Here is a 22834-nt window from a genome sequence, read left to right on the forward strand (position 1 = left end):
AAGCCCCTAAATGAACATCATCGTGTTGAGCTTGGCGCGGTACTTCCACGTGAGTTCGTGCTTGGAGCCGAGGACGCCGAACAGCGTGAGCATCGCCTTTTTGGCGGCGCCGTCGTTCCATTCGGGAGCCTCTACGAACAAGTTAAGGAATGCCTGGAGGGCGGCTTCGAAATCTTCGGCGCAGGCGAGTTTGCACGCCTCGTGGTATACGATGGCCTCCTTGCCCTGCACGTCCTTTTTGGCGGCCTCGGCGTGGAAGTCCAAAAGCTCCAAAAGCGATTTTGCTTCGCGGTACTGGTCGTCGGCCTCGGTGAACTTTTGGAGGATTTCTTTTGCCTTGGCGGTGTCGCCCATGCCGATGTTCGCCTTCGCCCAAAGGAGCAACAGTTTTTTGTCGTCGGGAGCCATTTTCAGTGCCTCGTCCAGCATGGGGAGGGCGCTTTCGAAGTCCTTGTTCGCGATGGCCTCTTCGAGGGCGTTCGCCTGGCGGGCCTCGTCACTCACATAGAACTTTTCCAGGCGTTTTTTGAGGTCGGCTTCGGGGAGCACCCCCTGGATGACGTCGGCGATTTCGCCTTTGCTTACCACGTGAACTTCGGGGACGCTCTGTACGCGGAAAGCCTGGATAAGCCGCATGTTCTCGCGCTCGTCGCAGCTCACGACTCCCAAGGTGAAGTCTAAACTGGTAGAGAGGCTGCCCAACAGTTGGGAGTAGCCGGCGCAGTCCGGGTATTCGGCAGAGGAGAAAAGAACTGCGACGGCGCGGGACTCGGAAGCCTCAATGACTTCGGATTGGAAATTTTCGGAGGTGATCTGTACAACTTTAGCCATGCGTTAAATTTAGTTAATAGTTGCACACACCTTTGGTGCAGTTGGTAGTTGCTAGCGAAATTACTATATTCCCCATCATGAGTATATGTCCTTTTTGCAAGTCCGAAGTTGCCGAGATAAAAATCCACCACCTGGATTTACGGATATGCCCCAAGTGCTATTCCACGTTTTTCCCATGCGACCAGACTATGGCTTTTCGCGGTGACCTGACCGACAAGTCCCGGGAATTGTGGTACAAGGCGCTCCTTGCCAAGAACCCAGTGGACCCCGATACGTCGAACGCCTGCTGTATTGATCACGGAGAACCTCTGGTCGAGGGCAAACTACCCGATTACGGGTACGACGGCAAGGTGACTACCTGTTGCAAAATGTTCCACTTGACGCCTTCGATGACGCTCGAGTTGCTGAAGCACACTCTGGATACGGGTTTCCAAAAACCGGAGGCAAAGGGGAAACATCACTTTTTCTTTATTCGTTGGTTGGATGCTTTGGTTTCTAAGTTGTTTGGAGAGAAAATGCCCGAGGACGATCCCTTGGACGCGATACAATACAATCTCTACATAAAGAAATACATTGAATAGCATGAGAAAGACATACGCCGTATTGGCTGCCGTTGCGGCCGTCATTTTAATCGTTTATTCGCTTTTGCCCGACAAGTTCTTTGAAGAAAGCGTTTTCCCGACACAGGAAAAAATTACTGTCATTGAGTATGACGACGCTACAGACGGTGGCGAGTCTGTCGCCAAGATGACGCAAGGGGATTCCTCGCTCTCATTTGAATGCACGCTGGGCACAGACACATCCAAGTTCGCCTGGTGTGGGCTCTTGTGGAACATGGATCCCGACAGTGCGATGGATTACCGCAACTGGACGTTTGTCGATACACTTGTTTTTGACGTTGAAGCCCATGGTACGCAGGAAATTCTTGTGAAAGTGTGGGCGTACGACCCCGACGTGACCGACATCAGCAAGCCCAAGACTTTTCGCCTGCTGATGAAGGAAGTCCCCCTGAAGGAGGGGAGACAACGCGTGGCGCTCCCGATGGAACAGCTCTATACGCCCGACTTTTGGTACGACGATGGTCACGTTGACCGCGAACTCAAACAGCGCCATCAAGAGACGGTGGCTCGCTTAGAAATTGCCCCGGGTTGGAACCAGCCCCGTGGTCAGCGGTTTCAGTTGAAGTTCTTTGAAATCAAGGCGACGGGAGTCAGCAACTTCTACTTTGGTATAGTTCTGTTCGCCTTCTTGGGAATCACCATTGTAGCCGTGGGCCGCCGTCACAAGTCAAAAAACGATGTCGAAGATTAGTAAAGTCATAGGCGTTGCCGCCTTCGCAGTGGCGTTTGGCGTTTGGGGCGTCGTGTTCTTGATGTTCAGGAACACCGCCTTGACGATGTTCCCCGGGGGCGGTTACGAAGTTTACGCGCTTACCGATAATGCTGCGGGCGGGTATTCCACCTCGGATTTGACTGTGGGTGATTCCAGTATTGCCGCTCATATTAATGTGCGCAGTGGGAAGGCCTACCCCTATGCGGGGATAGGCTTCAATTTGATGTCTTTGAACCATCGTCCGTCGGGCTACTTCGATTTCTCCCGGTTTGATTCCGTTGCCGTCGTGGTGGCGGCCGGTCGTATGCGTACAGTGACGTTCCGCATCATGACCAACGACCCGGTGTATTCCAGGGCGGGCGCTTATTTGACCTACCGCCCCCTGGAGGTGCAACTACCGGTTGGCGCTTCGTTTGCCGAACTCAAAGCGTCACTTGTCGATTTCAAGAACAAGGAATGGTGGTTGGTGGCGCAAGGCCTCGATAAGGATGACGGCCTCTCGTATTTTTACAACTCTGCCGTGTTCGAAGTATTCAATGGCGAAAGCACATTGCGCGGCATCCCCGACGATATCGAACTCAAGTCCATTCGCATGTGGGGCGAAAATCGCGATTTCCAAAAGGGCATGTTCTTTGCGGCGGGCTTGCTTGTGTTTTTGCTTGCGGGCTTTGTGACTTTTTGGGTTCGCGCATCCAAGGCAAAACAAAATCCGTTGCAACCCAAAATGGAGATGGCAGCCAAGTTGCTAAAAACTACCGACAAGTCGGTGGCCGAAATCGCCATTGCGGTGGGTGAAAAGTCCCCGTCGCAGTTCGAAGGTGATTTCAAAAAAATCTACGGCAAAAAGCCGCTGGACTACAGGAGGGAGAATGTATAGACGTTGGACCCTGGATAGGGTGATGCATTTTATTTTGATTTCCCTCGGCATCGTAATCGCCCTCCTGTTGGTTGATTACCTGCAAGGGGTGCTCTTCCCGTTCTTTGCTGCGTTTTTGCTCGCCTATATTGCTGACCCGTTGGTCAACAAGCTGCAGGTCAAAGTCAAGCACCGCATTATTGCCGTGCTCATTGTGTTGATTTCTGCGATTCTTATTGTGGCGGGGGCGCTTCGCATCTTTATCCCGATGGTAGTGAGCGAAGTGCGGAACCTCGGGGTTCTCATTTCTAAAATGTTCAACGATTCCGACTGGTCCGCTCGCATAGCCAACCTGATGCCGGGCGACCTGTACGAGACTGTTCGCGGGATGGTCTCGTGGGAACAGCTGGGCGCCGCCATGCAAAGCCTTGACTTTTGGAACGAAGTGCAGACCATTGCATCCAAAGTATTGCCGGGCGCCTGGGGCGTGCTTTCTTATACAAGTACCATCGTGCTCTGGTTTTCCGGTGCCGCGATTATCTTTATGTACCTCGTGTTCATCATGCTCGATATGCCCAAGCTTCGTCGTGGCGTGTTGAGCTTGATTCCCAAGCGCTTTAAAAAGGAGGCGAGCTCCTTTGCTGCCGAAACAGACAAATTCATGGGAACGTATTTCCGTGCGCAATCTTTGGTCGCTTTGACGGTCGGTATTTTGTATGCAATCGGTTTTGGCGTGATGGGACTGCCTATGGGGGTCGCCTTTGGACTTTTCTCTGGTGCGCTCAACATGATTCCCTACATGCAGCTTACGACGATCCCGCTCGCCTTGCTTTTGTCGGTGGTTTACTCGCTCAACACGGGCATGCCTTACTGGCAGGTTGCGCTGATTATTGCCGCCATCTATCTGGTGGTGCAGGTCTTGCAAGACTTTTTCTTGGTGCCGCACATCGTCGGGAAGTCCATGGATTTGCCGCCTGTAGGCATTTTGCTGAGTCTTTCAATATGGGGTAAGTTGTTGGGATTCTTAGGGTTACTCGTTGCCATCCCCTTTACCTGCCTGTGCCTGGTGTACATTCGCAAACTTCAAGAGCGAGCCGAGGAAGCACGAGGGAGTCAGGTCGGACCTCGCCCCGAGGCTTGATTTTATAGGCGTTTAAAGAAAAATTTTTCAAAAAAAGTTTTCCACATCGCTAAAAAAAAGGTATAATATCACCATACTTAATCTTAACCTCTCAAGGAGCTATAAAATGAATAAACAAGATCTCATTGAAGCCGTTCTCGCCAACAAGGAAGCTGGCTTTGATTCCAAGGCTGCTGCTGCTCGTGCTGTTGATGCCGTTATCGACGGTATCGCTGCTGGCATCAAGAAGGACAGTGTTGTCCAGTTGATCGGCTTCGGCACTTTCACTGTGAAGACTCGCGCTGCCCGTACTGGCCGCAATCCGCAGACTGGTGCCACCATCAAGATCAAGGCCTCCAAGACCGTCGGCTTCAAGGCCGGTGCTGCTCTCAAGGCTGACGCTGCCAAGGCCAAGGCTGGCAAGAAGTAATTCTTCTTTGTAAGAGAATTAAAAAAAGGGTCGCTGCAAAGCGATCCTTTTTTTTGTGCGTTGGAACTCTTCTGTTGGAAAAGGATGGAGAAAAAAGAAAAGGCCTTGCACTTGCAAGACCTTTTCGAGTGGACGGTACAGAACTCGAATCTGTGACCTCCACCATGTCAAGGTGGCGCTCTAACCAACTGAGCTAATCGTCCATTAAAGTAGCCCAATAGTAGAAACTTGCTCTTTTTTTGTCAAGGGGTGGGCCGCAATTATCGGTCTTCTTCGGGGATCCAGTAGCGAAAACGGCCTGTAATGTGCAGGCGGGGGAGTGTGTCGGAGCAGAACCCGCTTCGGCAATCCTGCGCGTAGAGGTCCAAATTGGCGGTCCAGGTGGAATCGCTGTCCATTTCGTCAAAATGGACAGTGCTCTGGTCTGTAAATATGATGCCATGGTCGGATTTTTCGGAACTGAACCAGGAATACTGTTCTACCGTCGGGTTGTCCCCCAGGACGGGTCTGTTGACCATGATGTTGAAGGCGTCCCCTCGGTCGCTTTCCTCCACACGCGTCCTCACCAAAAAGTAATGGTGGCTGTTACGGATGAACGGTATTTCTACGTCCCTCGGCCCGAGTTCTATGGTGTAGTCCTCGGAGTCGTTGATTTTGTATTTGATAAAGCCGCCGCCTTTGACTTCCCAGCTGTCGTTGATTTCGCTGCATGCCTGCAACGAAATCAACAGCGAAAAGCCCGTGGCGAGCGCCAGGGACCATTTGGATAGGCGTTTTGTTGAAGTTGCCTCTTTAGTTGGGAACTTCTTCATTGGAGGCGGGAGGGGTGGCCGGCTTGTTGCGCGGGTCTTCCAGAATGTACAGCGGGAGTGTCGCGATTTCTTCGTCGTCGACAAAGAGACGGACCATGTATTTGTCGGGGCGCTGGATTTGCAGACGTTGCATGTTGAGTACCATGTTGACGGCTGCGGTGTCAAAACCGGGGGCGACGGGCTCCAACGGGATGTTCGATTCCATGGGAGGCACGATGGCGTGCCCGCAAATGTCCTCGATGACGAGTTTGAGCTTGTGCATGCCCGCTTCGGCGCGCTGGTAGCGAATGCGGAAAGCCGCCGAACACTGCGGGATTACAAATGGGAATTGCGCAGGGAAAGCCCTGTCGAATGCTCCGAGAATGTTCAAACGTCCGCCGATGCCGTTTGCGGTCGCCGCGTCACAGATAGATGCGATTTCGATATTCATTAATGTACCGTCCAGTTGTCAGCCACATATTTCATAACAATGGGGCCGAAGTATTTATCGTTGCCGCCTGCGTTTTCCCAGGCCAGCATGGAAATGTAGACTTTTTCGTCGTTCGAAATGGTGATGTCGGGCAAAGACCCGCGTAAGTAGTAGTTGTTATTGTTGTAGAACGTCACCTTGAAGTAGGGGAGTTCGTTTTCGCCGTGGATCTTCCACTGGGTACCGTCAAGGTGGTACACGTGCGTCTGCGCCAGGCTTACCCTGTTCTTGTCGTCAATCATGGCGTAAAGCTTGCCGGACTTTGCCGCCACGCTAACGTGGTAGGCAAGCAAGCCCTCGGCAATGGGATACTTGAACTGGTGGCTGTTGTCGAAGGCGATGCTGCTGCCGCTTACGGTGCCATGCTTGATGCAAGGACCGTAATAGTCCAGCGAACGGTTCAAGAAACCAATGTAAAGGTTGTTGTTGTCCGAGGCCATGTCAATGACGCTCATGGCTGTATCTATGGCGGCGTCCTTCTTTTGGACCGAGAGGGAGCTGTTGTACAGCACGTAATAGCCGCGGTAATGGGATGTGGTGTCGACGTAGACCACCACGAGCTTGCCGTCGCTCATGTAGGTCGCCCTGGCCTCGCGGACCTTCATGGTTCCTGTCCCGGCTTTTACAGTTGGGACACTCTGGTTGTTCCATGCGGATCCGCTCCAACGACTAATGTTTGGTTTTTTGTTGGAGTCCACAAAGGTGACGACGGGCATTTGGTTTGCCGTACAGGAAATGTCAGCCGAAAGAGCATTTGTCGATATCGCCGATCCCAGAGTTGCCCAAGCCGAAGTGCCGCCGTTAGATTTATAGACTGTGAGCGATTTGCCGGAGGTCAAGACCGCCAAGTACAAATTGCTGCCGTCATTGGCGATTTGCAGGCTGGTAATGGAATCGGTTACCGAGATGGCTGCCGTGCTGAGGTCTTTCCAGACGGAGTCGCCTTCTAGGTATTTTGTCGCGACGGTGGTGCTGGTCTTTAGGTAGGCTTCCACAGGCTTGTTGTTCAGGGTCGTGAGCACTGGCGGTGTGGTCATTTTGCTCTTTTCCAAAACAGTATCGCTTGTGGCGAGGTTCTTCCATGCTTTGCGGAAATAGACCTTACGGCAGACTTCCTCGGCGCGGTGGCGCAGGTAGAAGGCTTCAGACGGGGTCGTGGTGTTGCTGTCGCGGTAATCGAGGCAGATAGACATGGACGATTCGCGAGAACTGCGAACAAAAGCTTCGTTGAATTCGAGGGTGCTTGTGTCAAGGGTGCCGTCGCTGCGGCCTTCGTAGTAGCTGTCGTCGACGTTGGTGAATTTCCAGCGGAAACTCTGGTTGGTGGAGTCGCCGAGCGGTCCCATGGTCGAGTGCATTCCGCCCCATTCTTCGGTATAGAAGTATACAGCATCATTAGAGACAGATTCGTCGCCGCTCCACAGGAATACGGTGTCGGCGGCAGAAATGACGCCGACAGGCGGAGTGACAATAATCTTCACTTGCGTAGTGTCGCTGAAGGTCGCGCCCGTGCTGGATTCCTCTGCGGTCACAACGCAGTAAATGTCCTTGCCCGCTTCGGTGTAGCTTCCGTCTTGGTGCTTAAAGAAGCGCCTTCCGTTTTCTTTGTAACCATACTTGGATTCTTCCTTGATGAGCGTTTTGGTTTCGGCATTGTAGCATTCCCACATGTACCAACTCACGTTATCGTCGGTCCAAACTTCGTCGTTCTTGGTGGCGTTCAGGTCGAATTCCATTCCGGGGACAACGTATATGATTTCGTCGGTGACCGTGATGACGGGGCTCTCTGTCGAGAACTGGATGGACATGGTGTCGCGAGCGGTATTGCCGTCGTCGTCGGTGACGCGGACAATGCACATAAAGTTGAGCGTAGGTGCGGGTGCTGTCCATGTTGTGTTCAGGTCGCTGACTTCTCTCCACTTAGATTCGACTTCGGAGGGCGAACCGCAGCTCCATTCCTTCTTGACGATTTCGCCGTAGCCGTCGCTGGCTGTGGCGTCAAGTATTATGCTGAAACCTTCGCGGACGGTTGCCGACTCGCGGTCCACCGTGACCGACGGAGGGTCAAGCATAATGTTGATGTGGGCTGTGTCGCGGGCGGTGTTGCCGTCGTCATCAGTCACTTGGATAATGCAGAGGTAGTCGCTGTATGCAGTCGAGGGCATTTCGACACTGTACTCGGGAGTTGAGGTGGAAACATGTGAAAACTCCACCGGGCTTCCCGCGGGGGTGCATCCCCATTCGTATTTGACAATCGCCCCGTTAAGGAATGTGCTCCCGTACTGGGTGGAGTCGTGCGCATCGGCATCGAGATTGACGATATCCTTGATGGTCACGTCCGAGACGGACATCACGGTGACCCAGGGGCTTGCCTGCAACACGTTGTAAGAGGCGGTGTCGCTGGCGGTATTGCCGTCATCATCGGTGACCTGGATGGCACAGTAGTAGGTGCCTGGGGTGGAGGGCATGGTCACTGTCGTGCTGCCGGTAAAGACCTGCCATTCCATGTCAAGATAGTCTTTGATGTGATTGCAACTCTTTTCGTATTTGACGATTGTGCCCAACGTATCGCCTGCCATGAACTTGAAATCGGTTTCGTCGTTGATGGTTAGGGTTTGCTGCTTGATGTTCAGGCCCACATAGGGCTTGTCGAGAATGACCTTGAACGAGATGGTATCTGTTGCAGATTCCTCGTCGTCGTCGGTAGCCTTTACAATGCAACGGTAATTTTCCGAAGCCGTGCCGGGGAGGGTTATGTTGACGGACGTGCTTACATTCTTTTGCGGAGGATCAATCGCTTTGTTTTCGTCAAAGGCGAATATTCCTGTGCCGCTGCTGCAACCCCAGTCAATCTTGGTGATAGTCCCGAGTTTGTCGCTGGCTGTAACTTTAAGTTCTACAGTAGAGTTGATTTTTTGACGCTCGTTGGCGTCCGTCCTGACCTTGATAGTGGGAGGGTCGGCGGCAACGAAAATGACAATGGAATCTTTGCCGGTCTTGCCGTCTTGGTTGGTGATGTTTGCGCGAACGATTTTGGTTCCGGACGAAGCCCAAGAAAGGGTTCCTGTCAATTCATTGTCGGCAAGGCAGGGGGTTGTCGCTCCTCCACAGTCCCATTTGAGCGTGTAGGTCGGGTCGTTTTCGTCGGTGTTGTTCGCCATTGCTATTAGGCTAATGTCGATAGTGTCATTTTTAGAAACCGTGATGCTGTCTCGAGGCTTTTCAAAATAGACGACTGGTTCGCTTCCAAAGAATCCGAATCCGACTTTTTCGGAACGTTGACCCGACGGCGAAACGGCGACCATCTCGTAGAATACGCCGGTGGACGTGGCATCGGGCAGCTGATTCTTTTTGAGTTTCAGGGAGGCTTTGTTTTCGGTGACCTTGACTTTGAAGGTGTCGGCGCCAGCGATGTTTGTAATAAAGTAGATGGAGTCAATCGGAGGATTGGCGTTCTCTATTTTTACTTCGAACGTGAATGAGGAATCCTGGTTGATCATCCTTTTGACTTGGCCGTTTACGGTCAGTTCCATGGAGGTTGCCTGCACGGCGAAGTTGTAGCGCAATGTGTCAGATCGGTTTCCTGCGCTGTCGAGGGCAATCGCCTTGAATGTGTGGTCTCCCTCTTCAAGGCTGTCCAAATCCATAAACCAGGTCCATTTGTTCAATGCCTTGTTGTACCCGCCAAAGAAGGAAACTTCCTTTTCTTCGCCATCGAACCAGGTTCGAATTTCCTTGACCTGGGAACCGAAGTCTTGAACCTTGCCCTCGATTTTGATACTGCGCTCGTGGACAATATCTTCGTCGTTGTCCAGGCTCATCGCCGGTTTCACGGTGTCCTTAAGGGTAATCCTGTTGATGGTGATGGTCTGGCCCAATTCAATATGGCGGTAAGAGAGGCTTTCGGGGGCGTAGCCGTTGCCGCTGGTGTCGGAGGCAATCATGCGGTAACTTCCCGAGGGAACGTTTATGCTGAAGTAACCCTTGTCGTCGGTGACTGCCATGTACTTGTTGACGGAATCCTGGATCTCGATGAGGATGCCGTTGTGGTTGCTACGACCTTGGTATTGTACGAATCCGCGGAACACACCGTAGGGGTTCTTGAGGTCCACCAAAAGGAATGTGCGCGGGCGTGAAGATCCGTCTTCGTCTTTGACCTTGTCAGCAAAGACCGTGTCAAACCCGTCGGTAACCCAAACGTCCCAGTAGATTCGACCCGAGAGCCCAAGCTCGTTTTTCCCGTCAGCGGTGATTGCTACAAAGTAGGGTTCCTTGAGGTTCTCGGCGATCAGGTAGCGGTCGGTGAAGTTCGGCACGAACTCCTCGATGCTGGTGTCGCTCTGGATGGGGTTGGCTGCACGTACAAAATAGCGCAAGGAGGCTGGGTTGTCGGTGTCAGTCGCTTCGAAGTGCAGCAATAAACGCTCCTGTTCGTTTTGTGTGGAGCCGTCTTCGGGGCTAACGATCTTGAGTTTTGGAGTCTGGTTGAAATGCAGGTTTACACTGTCGAGGGTTTCGTTGTTGTCGTCATCCACGACGATGATGTAAATCTTTTGGTTCCCGATGGAATCGATTTTTTCTTTGTCGTACTTGATGGTCAACTGTAGGGAATCCCCGCCCAGTTTCTGGAACTTCCAGGATTCGGCTTTGCCTTTGCCGCTGGCGTCCAGGTCCACCTTGAGGCTCTTGATGGTGCCGAACGAGTCAATGGCTACAATGGGGAACGAAATATCACCCTTGGAGCGAGTCCACAGGGTGTCCTTGGGAACGTTTAGGTAGGGAGGCGTGTCAATAACACGCACGTACTGCCCCACACCGGCGGTGTCGCGGGCGTTGTTTCCGTCAATGGCAATAAAGAGCGGGCTGTAGACGCCCGGCTCGGTATAGACGCGCAAATGCGGCTTGGCGTTGCCGCTGTTCTCGGTAACGTAGTTGCAACCCTTGTCGGTATTGCCAAAGTAGAATTCGCAATCCTTTTTGAGGGTGTCCTTGTTGTCTTTGCTGTAAGGTTCCTCAAAGTGCCAAACGTAGCGGTAAATCTTGTCGGAGTTAAAGCGCAAAAAACCCATCAGGTAGACGGTGTCGCCCACGGTGATGGTCAAGGTGTCGTAAACCAGCACGGAGTCGGGGTGGTCCAGATTGATGATGGAGTCGGCGAAAGCCTCGGCGTCTTTAAAAGGCTCGTTGAACGCGAATATCACGGAATGGTTGTTCCTAAGGCTCACGTTCTCCTTGATGGAGGATTCCCTGGAACAGCCGGAAAGGGCCGCCAGGCAAAAAGCAAGTGCGAGGAATAAACAAATAGTTTTAATGCGCATTTCAATTCCTTTTTTGACACCAAATAACAGGGCGCCTTTTGGGAGCCCTATGGAATTAAATTTATCTTTTTCCTTGGAAAAACAAACATTATATTATTCATTATATATTCTCGTATGTATCACTTTTTGAGGTTTTTATGGAAGAAATCCCCCTTTGGTATTGGCTAATCGTGTTCTTTGCGCTGGGAGCCTGCGTCGGGAGCTTCTATAACGTGATTGTGTACCGTATGCCTCGCGGGATTTCGCTTATTAACCCGCCGAGCCACTGCCCGCTGTGCAAAAAGCATATCCCCATCCGCTACAACCTGCCCATTGTGGGGTGGCTGTGGCTTCGTGGCAAAAGCGCCTGCTGCAATCAGCCAATAAGCGTCATTTACCCCATTGGGGAGAGCCTTTGCGGCCTTTTGGGGGCGCTCTCGCTGTTTTTGGCTGTCGCGGTGGGTTACGGGTCGGTGGTTCCCGGGCTGTTTTCGGCTCCGGTTCTTGCCCCCGAGGTGTGGGCGAACGCCTTTGCCCTGTTCTGGCTGTTGCTCGGCGCCTACCCGGTCATTGCGGTGGACTGCCAATATAAGCTCATTCCCGATTCCATCTCGGTGGGCGGCATTGTGGCAGGCCTCCTGCTCTCGATTATCCCGGGGGGCATAACGCCTTTCCAGAGCCTGCTCGGGGCCGTAGCCGCCGGTGGCGGACTTTACCTGCTTGGCTGGGGCGCGACCAAGATCCTTAAAAAAGACGCCATGGGATTTGGCGATGTGAAGCTTTTGGCCGGCTATGGCGCCTTGATGGGCATCACGGGGGCCGTGGAGACGCTGATTGTCGCCGCAATCCTCGGCATCGTTGTGATGGTGCCTTATGGCAAGATTTCTGCGAACAAGGGCAACGGCTCGAGCCAGATTCCCTTTGGCCCGTTCCTTGCCGTGGCCGCCCCGTTCATGTACCTGTGGGGCGGTACGCTCTTTGAACTCTATGTCAAGTTCGTTATAGGCGAGTAACTATTCGACGCGAATCGTCTTTTGCATGTGGTAGCCGGGGGCTGTCGCCTTGAGCAGGTAGACTCCCGGGGCAAGGCCCTGGGTGCTGATTGCCTTGCTGCTGGATTCACGCACGACTTGGCCTTTGGTGTTGAGCAGGTAGGCGTGGTACCCGGGGATGGTTGCGCTCCCGAAATTCGGGTTCGCGGCAATCACGGTCGTCGAGGTGTCGTTTGTCAAGGACTTCAATGCAATTTTGTCGAGGTTCGGGCCGTCGTTGCCCCCCACGGTCGTTGCCGTCACGTAGCTGAGGCCCTCGGGGAGCGTCACCTTGATGGTCTTGGTTTGCCATGTGGTCCAGCCCCCGGTCGTTTCGAACGAGAGTTCCTGCGCCGCGGTTTTTTCGGTCTTGACCGAGAGGCTGCGGGCGGCGTTGGAGCCGTTGGCAAAGGTCAGCGTCAATTCAAATTCGCCCTCGGCATCGGCGAACACCGGGATGGAGGTCGACGAGGGGTCTCCCGCACCGAAGTTCACGTAGCCGCTGCCGCTAAAGCCCGCGTTGGTGCTTTCGAGTACGGCATTGGTGAGCGTGCCCGATTCAGCTTCGTAGTTGAGCTTGTCAATTGGCGTGAAGCTCGCGGAGAGCGTTATGTTTTTCGTGACTGTAGTTTTCCAAACGAGGGCGGAACTCGCTGCCGCGTCCCCATCCCATCCGTTGTGTTTCCATCCGTCCAGCGGTACGGCAGTAAACGTCACCTCGGTTCCCTCGGCGAGTTTTTCGCCTTCGGGTTCCTGCACAATTATGCCGCCAACGGAGGCTGTCGCCGAGATGCTGTAATAGGTGAGGTTGGCGTCTTGCACGGTCACGGCGTTGGAACTTTCGCCCAGGCCGCCCATGGCGTTGGCGGCGCGTACCGTCACCTTGGAACCTGCGGCAATGCCGCTCAGGCTAAAGCTGTTCGCGGTCACGTTGGTCTTGTACTTGCCGTCCACAAAAACAACATAGCACAGGGCGTTGGCGTCGTCGGTCCACACGAGGTTCGCTCCATTCTGCGAAATCTGGGGGGCGGCTACCTGCGCAGTTAATTTTTCGGGCGCCCAGGAGTCGGTCCCGCTCAAGACGTTGGAACGGGTGTACTTGGCGGCGTCGTTGGCGTCCCATACGGTTTTGAGGGTGGCGGTAGAGCCGTCTTTGCTGCCGTCAAAGTAGGTGCGGCGCTTGCTCACGTCTACGGCATTGCCGTTGCCGTCCTTGCTGTTGTATTCGCCAAAGACCTTGGGGGCCGAGTTCATGTTCTTTTGCCAGCCTTCGGCAATGGGCTGGGCCACCATCTTGGTGTTCAGGAACACGGTGCGGGCCGTTCCCCAGGAGCGCCCTAAGTAGAAGGTTTTGTTGAAGCTGCTGTTGGTGACCGTGATGGTAGTGTTGTTGAATACGTATCCCCAGTTGGTGTTGTTCTGGGAAGCCGTAATGTAGCCGCCCTTGCGGCGCATCACCAGGTTGGTGCCTTCGAAGAACACGTCGCCGTCACCGCAAATAAAGTCTACAGTGCCCTCGATCTGGCCGCCTTCCCAATAGGAACGACCCTTGCCGCCATTCAACTTGGTGTAGTAGGTATCCTGCGTGCTCAAGAGCTTCACGTTCTTGTACACCAGCTTGTCGCCCACGGTCATCAGTGCGTCGTGGCGGCAGGCCGACCCGCAGTTGTCTTCGTTGCCGTAGTTCGCCTTGTTGTAGAGCGTAATGTCTTGCATGTACACGTTGTTTGCACTAATCTTGAGGGTGGCCGTGACACTAATACCCTCGTTGATGGACTTGTTGAAGAGAACCGTCTTGTCGGCGCTTTGCCCCACAATCGACACGTTGGAGGTGGGGAACGTGGTCATCTGGTTCTCGTCGCCGGTGAGGCTACCGATGTCGTAATTCCCATCGGGGAAAAAGATGATGAAGTGGTTCGACTCGCTTGTGGAGGCCGACTTGGCTGCATTCATGGCAGCCTTGAAGTCTCCGTTGACGCCCACCACGAAGTCGAACTTCTTTTTGTTGATGGCGAATGCGTTTGTGGCCAAGAGGCTTGCGACGCCCAGGCAGAGGGCACCGTGAACAAAAGAGGGAATGCGATTTTCAATTTTCATTATCGTACCACCTGCAGTTTTTTATGGAAGTCGTTGCCCATGCGGGTTTCGACCAGGTATGTGCCTTGCGGAAGTTGTTTCACTTGGGTAGAGACGTTGGAGCTCAAAACTTGCACGTTTTTGACCAGCTGACCGTTAATGCTGAATACGCGGAGGTTCACTAGGGCGCAGCCCCCTTGCAGGTCGGGGACTGCGGCAAATGCGGTGGTGCCGCTCGAGCTGGACTCGATGTCGCTTGAACTTGAGAAGGAGGGAACATCGCTGCTCGACGATTGCGGAACAGAACTGCTCGACGCTGGGGTGCTGCTACTGCTGCTGGAAGAGATGCCTATGGCGGCGATGGCCGAGAGGTAGGCCGATTCTGCGCTCAAGAGGGCGCTGCCATAGTCGCCAGCCCACTGGTAGCCTGTGCGGCGTTCCTCGGAAATCTTCATGATGTCTTGGGTCTTGGTGCTCTCGCCTTCGCGGTCGCAGAAGAAGTAGTTGTCGTTGTTCACTTCGTAAAAACGGTACCACATGGAGGCGCCCTGGGATTCCACGAAGTTCCCTTTGCTGAACTTAAGGTCACTCACCTTGTTCTTCTTGTACCAGGCAAGGGCCCCTTTGATAGACGCTTGCACGCTGGCGTTTTGGTCGGGCCAGACCATCAAAAACCACACGGCGCCCGCCGATTCACTTCCAGACTTACTGGCAAGCTCGTAGGCACGCGCCCCGACGGGTTTCATGCTGCTGGTATCGTGCTGGGCGCACCACACCGTAGGGGCTCCGTTGTTCACGATCTGAGCCTTGATTAAAAAGTCCACCGCTTTCTCGAGTGAAGCCTTCATTTTGCTCCGGGTCGCGTCGTCGATGATGTCGCTATCGAAGGGCGATGTCTTGTTCGCGATATCCATCATGGTCACCATGGCGCGTATCATGGCGTTGTCGTTGAGCGTAATCTGGTCGCTGTAGTTGCCGCGCTTGGGCCACACCTGCGGAAGCCCGCCTTTGGAGCGCTGCATCGTAAGCAAAAAATTCACGGCCTTGTTGAAACTCGTCTTGAAGGCCGCCTTGTAGTTCGAGTTAGTCGTTTCCTTGTACCGGATGGCCAGCAGGCGCATTTCCTGGATGGTCGCGTTGTTGTCGATGGTCGCGAGGTCGCCGCCGTCCTTGGCGCGCCATTCTGACTTTTGCCCGCTGGAATAGGCGCTCTTGTACTTGTCGGCCATCGCCTTGTAGAAACCGCCGTTGCTGATCTGCCACGTGGTCATATTGTAGGTGTACTGGTCGATATCCATGCCCTCGGCCGCCTTCGTAAGTTCCGAGTAGCCGCGGTAGTTGTTGATTTTCGATACTGCTGTGGAGGGCGGTGAGTATGTTGCCGCCAAGGCCACTGTTGCACCCGCTAAAACGGGGACTGCCAAACCAATTAATCCCATATATCACTCCTTTTGTATGCCTAAAATATATTCTTTAAGCCCTGGGGTAGCCCTTGGACAACGAAAAATGTCCACTCCTTTGTTGAGGAATGGACAACAAATGCCCGCTTTTGGCGCGGTTTCACTTCTTTTTCTTGTTTTTGCCCGGAGGGCTTGGCATAAACGGGCTGGTCGCCGCGCCTTTCGGTGCGGCGGTGTTTGCGAGGGATTCTTGGCTTACTACCACGGAGTCACCCACCGAGAGCCCCTTCAATACTTGCACGTTCACGCCGTCGTTGAGGCCGGTCTTGACGGGGCGCGAGGCCGCCTTGCCGTTGATGTTTATCCAAACGCGGTCGCCCTTGAGCCCCGCCGGTCGTGGCATGTCCTTGGGGTCTACCATCGGGGTGCCCTCGGCGGGGCTGAACTTGAGCGCCTTCACGGGGACCATGATGGCGTCTTCGACCTTTTGCGTCACAATGGTGCAGGTAGCGGTCATGCCGGGGAGCAGCTTTTGCTCGGGGTTCTCGGCGGTGATCACGACGGTGTAGGTGACCACGTTGCTCGTGGTAGTGGGGTTCAGGCGCACTTCCTGCACGGAGCCAGAAAACGTCTCTCCCTGGAACGCGTCCACGGTGAATTCCACCTGCTGGCCTGCCTTCACCTGCCCGATGTCGGCCTCGTCCACGTCGGCCATCACCTTCATTTGGCTGAGGTCCTTGGCGATGATGAATAGCGTGGGGGCACTCATCGAGGCGGCGACCGTCTGGCCCACATCCACCGAGCGTTCTAGCACCACGCCGTCGATTGGGCTCTTGATGGTGGCGTAGCTCAGGTTGAGCTTCGCCTGCGAGACTTCGTTTTTGCTGCGGTCCACCGCCAGCTTGGCGGAATTCAAGTTGTATTCGGCGGTTTCCAGGTCAACGGCGCTCGCGCTGTTGCTCTCGGCGAGCTTTTTTATGCGGTCGTAGGTGCTTTGCTTGTACTCCAGGTCGATTTTGGCGCTTTTGTAGGCAAGTTCCACCTGGTCCAGGGTGGCCTTGAGCTTGGACTTGTCGAGTTCGGCGATGACCTGTCCCTTTTTGACCTTGGAGTTGAAGTCCACATGGATCTTGGCGATGTCGCCCGAGACCTGCGTGCCCACTTCCACCTGGTCCACGGGCTCGAGCGAGCCGGTTGCCGAAATGGTGGTGGCGATGGTCCCCTGCGTGACCTTGGCGCTCACGAGGGCTCCGATGGAGTCAGGTTTGGCGTTTTTAAAGAAAAAAGCCTTAACGCCGAGGGCTACACCAGCGACAATGGCGAGGACGATGACGATTTTCAAAAGCTTTTTCATAGGAACCTGCGCGACAAATATACCTTTTTTGAATGATTTTCCCCCTTTAGATGCATGGGAATGCGTTCTGGTTGCACTTTTCTTAGTGTTGGTTATGGCGCATATTGCTAGGTGTGCCTTTTGTCTGCTGTTCCGTGGAGACTGGTTCGGAATCTTTTAGAGACGGTCGGGCGGCAAAGTTGTTAAATTGAAGGCATGACCCGCATCTTAAAAAAAGACGACAGCAAGGAAGTCCGCCAGGTGACCTGGATTGGGCTGGGCGGGAACGTTATTTTGTCTGTAGGCAAGTTTTTTGCAGGCTTTTTTGGAGGTTCTCAGGCGCTTGTCGCTGACGCCATTCACAGCGCCTCTGACTTTGTGACGGATGTCGCGATTATTGTGGGGTCTCGGTATTGGAATACGCCCCCCGATGCAGACCACCCCTACGGGCATCGCCGTTTTGAAACGCTCATCTCTGTGGGGATTGGGCTTGCAGTTTGCTCGGTGGGCGTCTTTTTGGGGTACGAAGCTGTTCAAAAATTGCTTGCCCACGAACAGTCCCACCCCGAGTGGATTGCCGCGGTCATGGCTTTTGTGTCCATTGCGGTCAAGGAGGCGCTGTTCCGCTACACTCGGGCGGCAGGCAAAAAAATCAGGAGTCAGGCGCTGGAGGCCAATGCCTGGCACCACCGCAGTGACGCCTACAGTTCTATCCCGGTGCTTGTTGCCGTGCTCGCGGGCATTGTTGTGCCCGGGTTCTGGTTCGCCGACTCCGTTGGTGCGGTCATAGTCTCGCTGTTCATCCTCCATTCGGGTTATGAAATCGCCTGGCCGGGAATCCACCAGGTGGCCGATGTAGGGGCGTCCCCCGAAGTCGTTGAGAGGCTGCGCCAGGTGGCGCTCTCGTGCCCCGAGGTGATGAGCGTCCACAGGTTCCGCACCCGCTATGTGGGCGGGGACCTGCATGTGGATTTGCACATTGTGGTGAACGAGAACATGACGCTTTTGGCCGCCCACGACCTCTCCGAAGAAGTGGAACGCAAGCTGATCGAGGCGGGCGAGAGCGTGGTGGATGCGCTTGTGCACGTGGATCCCTACGACCCCGTCAAGGCGGCCTCCAAGAGCAAAGACTAGTTTATAAAAAATATCCCTTTTCCCCTGCAAATATTCCAAAGTGGGTGTTGGGCGCCCGTTCTTTTTGCTTTTTTCTGCGTTATATTGAATGACAAAGGAAGAGGTGAATATGGTTCTCGACGAAGTCTACAAGTTGAACAACGGTCAGCGCATTCCTAAGGTGGCTTTGGGAACATGGCAAACACCAAACGACGTGGCCGCCACGGCCGTGGCGGCGGCGATAGACGCCGGCTTCAAGCACATTGATACCGCAATCGCTTATGGAAATGAGCAGGGTGTGGGTGAAGGTATCAAGAGGGGCCTGCAAATGACGGGGATGCACCGCGAGAGCATCTTTGTCACGTCCAAGATTCCCGCCGAGGTCAAAAGTTACGACGAGACCGTCCGTAACATCCAGGAATCGATTGACCGCTTGGATAGCTACCATGTGGACTTGATGCTGATCCATGCTCCCAAGCCTTGGGCAGAGATGGGGAAGGATGGCCCCAATTACTTCGATGAGAATGTCCAGGTGTGGAAGGCTTTGGAGGAAGCTTACTTTGCGGGCATGTTCCGCAGCATCGGGGTGTCGAACTTTGACATCGAAGACTTGAACAACATCATGGACAATGCCGATGTGAAACCGGCGGTGAATCAGATTCGCGTGCACATTGGCCACGTTCCTTTTGACTTGATTGAATTTTGCCAGCAAAATGGCATTCTGGTGGAGGCGTATTCGCCCAATGCCACGGGCCGGCTGATGCAGGTGCCCGAGGTAGTCGAGATGGCAGAAAAATACGGGGTGTCGGTTCCCCAGCTCGCCTCCCGTTTTGACCTCCAGTTAGGGCTTTTGCCTCTCCCCAAGTCGATCCACGAAGAGAGAATCCGCCAAAATGCGGACTTGGACTTCGAGATTTCGCCTTTTGACATGGCGGAATTGCTTCAAATTGAAGGAATTTAGTTGAACGGGAAAGTCCAGCCTTTTTCCTTGTCCTTGCCGCAACAACATTCCGTTTGGCTTTGTTACTGCCAAATGGAATTTTTTTATATCTTGTGCCCTATGATGAGTCGGATTACACGGATTTTGACCTCGGGCGCAGCAGGGCTTGCTGCCGCCCTCCTTTTGGGCTTTGCTCCTGCGCAGGCCGCGGTGAACTTGAACGTACACAAGGAAGTGCTCGACAACGGGCTGACGGTACTTTTGCACCCGAACAAGCAGGCTCCCACGGTGAGCTGCCGTCTTTTTTACGTGACGGGTTCCGTACACGAGGTCCCGGGCAAGTCCGGCTTGGCGCATATTTTGGAACACGAACTTTTCAAGGGCACCAAGAAGGTGGGTATCCAGGACAGTGTCGCCGATGCCCGCTTTATGCTGGTGCAAGACAGCTTGCAGATGCTGATCCGCCCCGCAAAACTGGCGGGCGACACCGCCGCGGTCAAAAAGCTCACCGCCGAGCACGACTCGGTACTGAACGAACATCGCAAGATTTTTGTGAAGGACGAACTGTGGGGTGCCTACCAGGCGGCAGGAGGCTCAGGCCTGAATGCGTTCACCACGGATTTGATGACCGCTTACATTGTGACGCTCCCCAAGGACAAAATCGAGCTCTTTATGTGGCTCGAGGCGGACCGCATGCAAAACGCGGTGCTGCGCGAGTTCTATTCTGAGCGTGACGTGGTGCGCGAAGAACGCCGCATGCGCTACGACGACAAGCCCACGGGCCGCTACTACGAAACGCTAAATTCCATGATTTACGAGGCGTTCCCTTACCGCGTGCCCACCATCGGCTGGCCGAGCGACATTGCGAACCTGACCCGCGAAATGGCGGAGGAGCACTACCGCAAGTATTACAAGCCGCGCAACGCCATCCTGGTTTTGGCTGGCGATTTGGACGTGGACTCGACCGTGAGCATGGTCAAGCGCTACTTTGGGAGGATCCCCACGGGCGAGGCGTTCCCGCCGCTCACCATTCGCGACCCGGAACAGGCGGGCGAGAAGCGCTTGGTGGTACGGAGGCCCGACGCCCCGAACATGTACACGCTTGTGTTCAAGACTGCCGAGGTGGGCGACCCCTCGCTCTATGCGCTCGACATTGCCGAGGGCGTTTTGAACGGCCGTTCCGGACGCCTCTATAAACGGCTGGTGGAACAAGAAAAGCTGGCGGTCAGCGTGGGCGCGAGCAACAGCCCCAACAAGTACGTCTCAGAGTTCTCGGTGCAGGTGAACCTGCGCCCCGACGCCGACGTTGCCAAAGTCGAGGACGCCGTGTGGGACGAGCTCGAAAAGCTCAAGAGCGAGCCGGTGAGCGCCCGCGAATTCCAGAAGGTCAAGAACCATGCCTATGCAGGGCTCATCCGCAGCTTGACCGACATGGAGAACGTGGCGACCATGCTCGCATACTACGAGATGTTTGGCGACTACCGCATATTCCTCACTTGGGCCGACGAGCTCGAGAAGGTGAGTGCCGACGACGTGCAGAACGCCGCCAAGGCGACGTTTGTCCGCAAGAATTCCGTGACCGGGATGCTCTTGAAAGAAAAGAATTAGCGCAAAGCAGGGAAGGTTTGGGAAACGTGGGAAATGCAATGAAATGTTCATATAGATTTTACCTATAACTAGGCATAAGTAAATAGTATTTGCCTTTAACGCAGGGTACTTCTATATTTGAACCGTTTCATGGATGGAATGATGAGCCCCCCATGACGGGTGAAAACTATATTTGGTACACACGGAGGCCCTATGACCTTGCAACAACTTCGATACGCGATCGGCATCGCCGAGACCGGCTCCTTCAACAAGGCTGCTGAAAAACTCTTTATATCGCAGCCCTCGCTGACTGCCGCCATCCATGACCTGGAAGACGAGTTAGACTTGCTCATATTCAACCGCACTAGTCGCGGCGTTACGCTCACGAACGAGGGCGAGGAGTTTATTGCCTACGCACGTGAACTCTACATCCATTACGAGAATGTCCTCGAAAAGTACGGCAAGCAGGGTCTGCGCAAAAAAAAGTTCGCTGTTTCGACACAGCACTACTCGTTTGCGGTCAAGAGCTTTGTGGAAATGGTCAAGAATTTTGACATTGACGAGTACGAGTTCGCCATCCGCGAAACGCGCACCCGCGAGGTCATCGACGACGTGGCGAACCTTAAGAGCGAAATAGGCGTGCTGTACCTTTCGGATTTTAACCGCAAAGTACTCACGAGCATCTTCAATTCCAAGGATTTGCAGTTCACCAAGCTCATCAACTGCAAGGCGTACGTTTACCTGTGGAAAAATCACCCCCTGGCTGGCAAAAAGTCCATCACGCTCAAGGATTTGGGGCCGTATCCGTGCCTCTCGTTTGAGCAGGGCGACGAGAGCTCGTTCTACTTTGCCGAAGAGATTTTGAGTACAAACGAATACCAGCGGACCATCAAGGCGAACGACCGCGCGACCATGTTGAACTTGATGGTGGGCTTAAATGGCTACACGCTCTGCTCGGGCATTATTTGCGAGGAACTGAACGGTGGCGACTACCTGGCAATCCCGCTTCGCGAGACTTCCGAGGAAATCAATCGTGTTATGGAGATTGGCTATGTCACTCGCAAGAACTTGACGTTGAGCCCCATAGGGGAATCCTATATTGAACAAATGAAAAAATATTTGTTGTAGAACCCTGACTCATTCTAAATACAGCAGCTCGCCCATTTGCGGCATAAGCACGGGCTTTCCCGATTCCTGGGCGGCACGTTTCGCATTTTCCAGCGGTTCCGTGTAGGAATGCTTGCTCAGGCAGAACTTGGAGTGGTGAACCGTCATGTAGCGGTTTGCGTCCAGTTCCACCATTTCCTTGCCCAGGTATTCCGGCATGGTGTGGATAAGCGACCAGTCCTTGTCGTACTGCCCATTTTCAAGAATCGCCAAATCGATGTCAGTAAATTTCTTTCCGATTTTTTCGAAGTGCGGGCCATAACCCGAATCGCCACCAATCCATACGGTGCGCTCGGGCGACTTGAAGGCGAATGACGCCCACAGAGTCTTGTTCTGATGCAGGTCGCGGCCCGAAAAATGCCTCGCCGGAGTCGCCGTCACATTAAAGCCTTCGCCCAGGTCGGTAGATTCCCACCAGTCGAGTTCAACAAGCTTTTCTACAGGGTAACCCCAGTATTCAAAATGCTCGCCCACGCCGAGGCCTGTCACCACGTGCTTTACACGCGGTTCAAGTTCCGTAACCGCCTGATAATCCAGGTGGTCCCAGTGGTCGTGCGTAATCACCAGGTAGTCGATATCCGGCATGTCGGCAGGCTTGTAGATGTCCGTTCCCTTGAACATCTTGTTCACGAAACTCACCGGCGAACCCTGATAGAAAACCGGGTCCACCAGCACCTTCTTTCCGGACAAATTGAGCAGGTACGAGGAGTGCCCAAACCACACAATCCAATCGCGGTCCTGCGGTAGCGACTTCAGGTCCGTCTTGACGACATTCATCGCGGTATCGGGAACGGTCTGGCTCTTGTCGCCGAACAGGAAATCCTTCCATACGGCAAAAACGCCCCTGTCGCCCGTCATGGTGACGGTCTCAATCTCGTTCACGAACTGCTTGCCGTCGTAATTCGGCGACTGCTTGATGCGTTCAAGGCGCTTGCCTTGTGGAATACGGCCGAATTTTTCCTGACTCAAGAACAACACGCCTGCGTCTCCTAAAATAAATAGTACTGATAAGACAATCGCCGTAATCATGAGTTTCTTGT

Annotated in this window: 18 protein-coding genes and 1 tRNA gene; 10 read left to right on the plus strand and 9 right to left on the minus strand. The window is 54.0% G+C overall.

What is annotated here, in order from left to right; all coding sequences use genetic code 11:
• Positions 1–6 precede the first annotated feature (6 nt).
• On the minus strand, positions 7–831 hold the full coding sequence (locus BUB55_RS07170) for a tetratricopeptide repeat protein (protein WP_073189505.1): 825 nt from the start codon (positions 829–831) through the stop codon (positions 7–9).
• Between the two features lie 77 nt (positions 832–908).
• Here BUB55_RS07170 and BUB55_RS07175 point away from each other — a divergent pair, with 77 nt between their 5' ends.
• The 5 genes from BUB55_RS07175 to BUB55_RS07195 all read left to right on the plus strand — a co-directional run bounded on the left by BUB55_RS07175 (position 909) and on the right by BUB55_RS07195 (position 4569).
• A complete protein-coding gene (locus tag BUB55_RS07175; RefSeq protein WP_073189507.1) occupies positions 909–1412 on the plus strand; it encodes a hypothetical protein in 504 nt (167 codons plus the stop codon).
• A gap of 1 nt (position 1413) precedes the next feature.
• Entirely contained in the window at positions 1414–2142 is a 729-nt protein-coding gene (locus BUB55_RS07180; protein ID WP_073189509.1) for a hypothetical protein, read from the plus strand.
• A complete protein-coding gene (locus BUB55_RS07185; RefSeq protein ID WP_073189510.1) occupies positions 2129–3040 on the plus strand; it encodes a helix-turn-helix domain-containing protein in 912 nt (303 codons plus the stop codon). The genes BUB55_RS07180 and BUB55_RS07185 overlap by 14 nt, the downstream gene beginning before the upstream one ends.
• Complete coding sequence (locus BUB55_RS07190) at positions 3033–4160, plus strand: AI-2E family transporter (RefSeq protein ID WP_073189512.1); 1128 nt, start codon at positions 3033–3035, stop codon at positions 4158–4160. The genes BUB55_RS07185 and BUB55_RS07190 overlap by 8 nt, the downstream gene beginning before the upstream one ends.
• A 106-nt stretch (positions 4161–4266) precedes the next feature.
• Positions 4267–4569, plus strand: coding sequence for an HU family DNA-binding protein (locus BUB55_RS07195; protein WP_073189514.1), 303 nt, complete (start codon positions 4267–4269; stop codon positions 4567–4569).
• A gap of 129 nt (positions 4570–4698) precedes the next feature.
• Here BUB55_RS07195 and BUB55_RS07200 read toward each other — a convergent pair.
• The 4 genes from BUB55_RS07200 to BUB55_RS07215 all read right to left on the minus strand — a co-directional run bounded on the left by BUB55_RS07200 (position 4699) and on the right by BUB55_RS07215 (position 11168).
• Positions 4699–4772: transfer RNA gene (locus tag BUB55_RS07200), tRNA-Val, on the minus strand.
• Between the two features lie 57 nt (positions 4773–4829).
• Positions 4830–5381, minus strand: coding sequence for a hypothetical protein (locus tag BUB55_RS07205; RefSeq protein WP_073189515.1), 552 nt, complete (start codon positions 5379–5381; stop codon positions 4830–4832).
• Positions 5362–5811, minus strand: a complete 450-nt coding sequence (locus BUB55_RS07210; RefSeq protein ID WP_073189517.1) for a DUF6941 family protein — start codon at positions 5809–5811, stop codon at positions 5362–5364. The genes BUB55_RS07205 and BUB55_RS07210 overlap by 20 nt, the downstream gene beginning before the upstream one ends.
• On the minus strand, positions 5811–11168 hold the full coding sequence (locus tag BUB55_RS07215) for a carboxypeptidase-like regulatory domain-containing protein (protein ID WP_073189519.1): 5358 nt from the start codon (positions 11166–11168) through the stop codon (positions 5811–5813). Before BUB55_RS07215 ends, BUB55_RS07210 begins: the two co-directional genes overlap by 1 nt.
• Before the next feature lie 137 nt (positions 11169–11305).
• Here BUB55_RS07215 and BUB55_RS07220 point away from each other — a divergent pair, with 137 nt between their 5' ends.
• Positions 11306–12160, plus strand: coding sequence for a prepilin peptidase (locus tag BUB55_RS07220; RefSeq protein WP_073189521.1), 855 nt, complete (start codon positions 11306–11308; stop codon positions 12158–12160).
• On the opposite strand, the gene BUB55_RS07225 is transcribed toward BUB55_RS07220, so the two are convergent.
• From BUB55_RS07225 to BUB55_RS07240, 3 genes are all read right to left on the minus strand, one after another.
• Positions 12161–14275, minus strand: a complete 2115-nt coding sequence (locus tag BUB55_RS07225; RefSeq protein ID WP_073189523.1) for a pectinesterase family protein — start codon at positions 14273–14275, stop codon at positions 12161–12163. It lies immediately after the preceding gene.
• Positions 14275–15693, minus strand: a complete 1419-nt coding sequence (gene pelA / locus BUB55_RS07235) for a pectate lyase (protein WP_143152956.1) — start codon at positions 15691–15693, stop codon at positions 14275–14277. The genes BUB55_RS07225 and pelA overlap by 1 nt, the downstream gene beginning before the upstream one ends.
• Before the next feature lie 121 nt (positions 15694–15814).
• Entirely contained in the window at positions 15815–17008 is a 1194-nt protein-coding gene (locus BUB55_RS07240; RefSeq protein ID WP_073189525.1) for an efflux RND transporter periplasmic adaptor subunit, read from the minus strand.
• A 195-nt stretch (positions 17009–17203) separates the two neighbouring features.
• Between BUB55_RS07240 and BUB55_RS07245 the strand changes: the two genes are divergently transcribed.
• The 4 genes from BUB55_RS07245 to BUB55_RS07260 all read left to right on the plus strand — a co-directional run bounded on the left by BUB55_RS07245 (position 17204) and on the right by BUB55_RS07260 (position 21755).
• Positions 17204–18121, plus strand: a complete 918-nt coding sequence (locus BUB55_RS07245; RefSeq protein ID WP_073189527.1) for a cation diffusion facilitator family transporter — start codon at positions 17204–17206, stop codon at positions 18119–18121.
• A gap of 109 nt (positions 18122–18230) precedes the next feature.
• Positions 18231–19061, plus strand: coding sequence for an aldo/keto reductase (locus BUB55_RS07250; RefSeq protein ID WP_073189528.1), 831 nt, complete (start codon positions 18231–18233; stop codon positions 19059–19061).
• A 99-nt stretch (positions 19062–19160) separates the two neighbouring features.
• Positions 19161–20648: a M16 family metallopeptidase gene (locus BUB55_RS07255; RefSeq protein ID WP_234971841.1), complete on the plus strand. Its 1488-nt coding sequence runs from the start codon at positions 19161–19163 to the stop codon at positions 20646–20648.
• A gap of 192 nt (positions 20649–20840) precedes the next feature.
• Positions 20841–21755, plus strand: coding sequence for a LysR family transcriptional regulator (locus tag BUB55_RS07260; RefSeq protein WP_073189530.1), 915 nt, complete (start codon positions 20841–20843; stop codon positions 21753–21755).
• 9 nt (positions 21756–21764) lie between these two features.
• On the opposite strand, the gene BUB55_RS07265 is transcribed toward BUB55_RS07260, so the two are convergent.
• The gene (locus BUB55_RS07265; RefSeq protein ID WP_073189562.1) at positions 21765–22823 is read right to left on the minus strand and encodes an MBL fold metallo-hydrolase; all 1059 of its coding nucleotides are present in this window, start codon (positions 22821–22823) and stop codon (positions 21765–21767) included.
• Positions 22824–22834: the final 11 nt, after the last annotated feature.

The sequence above is a fragment of the Fibrobacter sp. UWP2 genome, from assembly GCF_900141705.1.
Taxonomy (GTDB): Bacteria; Fibrobacterota; Fibrobacteria; order Fibrobacterales; family Fibrobacteraceae; genus Fibrobacter.

Bases quoted from the DNA above. Each gene is read 5' to 3' on its own strand.
- BUB55_RS07170 (WP_073189505.1), bottom strand. From the start codon at position 831: ATGGCTAAAGTTGTACAGATCACCTCCGAAAATTTCCAATCCGAAGTC.
- BUB55_RS07175 (WP_073189507.1), top strand. From the start codon at position 909: ATGAGTATATGTCCTTTTTGCAAGTCCGAAGTTGCCGAGATAAAAATC.
- BUB55_RS07180 (WP_073189509.1), top strand. From the start codon at position 1,414: ATGAGAAAGACATACGCCGTATTGGCTGCCGTTGCGGCCGTCATTTTA.
- BUB55_RS07185 (WP_073189510.1), top strand. From the start codon at position 2,129: ATGTCGAAGATTAGTAAAGTCATAGGCGTTGCCGCCTTCGCAGTGGCG.
- BUB55_RS07190 (WP_073189512.1), top strand. From the start codon at position 3,033: ATGTATAGACGTTGGACCCTGGATAGGGTGATGCATTTTATTTTGATT.
- BUB55_RS07195 (WP_073189514.1), top strand. From the start codon at position 4,267: ATGAATAAACAAGATCTCATTGAAGCCGTTCTCGCCAACAAGGAAGCT.
- BUB55_RS07205 (WP_073189515.1), bottom strand. From the start codon at position 5,381: ATGAAGAAGTTCCCAACTAAAGAGGCAACTTCAACAAAACGCCTATCC.
- BUB55_RS07210 (WP_073189517.1), bottom strand. From the start codon at position 5,811: ATGAATATCGAAATCGCATCTATCTGTGACGCGGCGACCGCAAACGGC.
- BUB55_RS07215 (WP_073189519.1), bottom strand. From the start codon at position 11,168: ATGCGCATTAAAACTATTTGTTTATTCCTCGCACTTGCTTTTTGCCTG.
- BUB55_RS07220 (WP_073189521.1), top strand. From the start codon at position 11,306: ATGGAAGAAATCCCCCTTTGGTATTGGCTAATCGTGTTCTTTGCGCTG.
- BUB55_RS07225 (WP_073189523.1), bottom strand. From the start codon at position 14,275: ATGAAAATTGAAAATCGCATTCCCTCTTTTGTTCACGGTGCCCTCTGC.
- pelA (WP_143152956.1), bottom strand. From the start codon at position 15,693: ATGGGATTAATTGGTTTGGCAGTCCCCGTTTTAGCGGGTGCAACAGTG.
- BUB55_RS07240 (WP_073189525.1), bottom strand. From the start codon at position 17,008: ATGAAAAAGCTTTTGAAAATCGTCATCGTCCTCGCCATTGTCGCTGGT.
- BUB55_RS07245 (WP_073189527.1), top strand. From the start codon at position 17,204: ATGACCCGCATCTTAAAAAAAGACGACAGCAAGGAAGTCCGCCAGGTG.
- BUB55_RS07250 (WP_073189528.1), top strand. From the start codon at position 18,231: ATGGTTCTCGACGAAGTCTACAAGTTGAACAACGGTCAGCGCATTCCT.
- BUB55_RS07255 (WP_234971841.1), top strand. From the start codon at position 19,161: ATGATGAGTCGGATTACACGGATTTTGACCTCGGGCGCAGCAGGGCTT.
- BUB55_RS07260 (WP_073189530.1), top strand. From the start codon at position 20,841: ATGACCTTGCAACAACTTCGATACGCGATCGGCATCGCCGAGACCGGC.
- BUB55_RS07265 (WP_073189562.1), bottom strand. From the start codon at position 22,823: ATGATTACGGCGATTGTCTTATCAGTACTATTTATTTTAGGAGACGCA.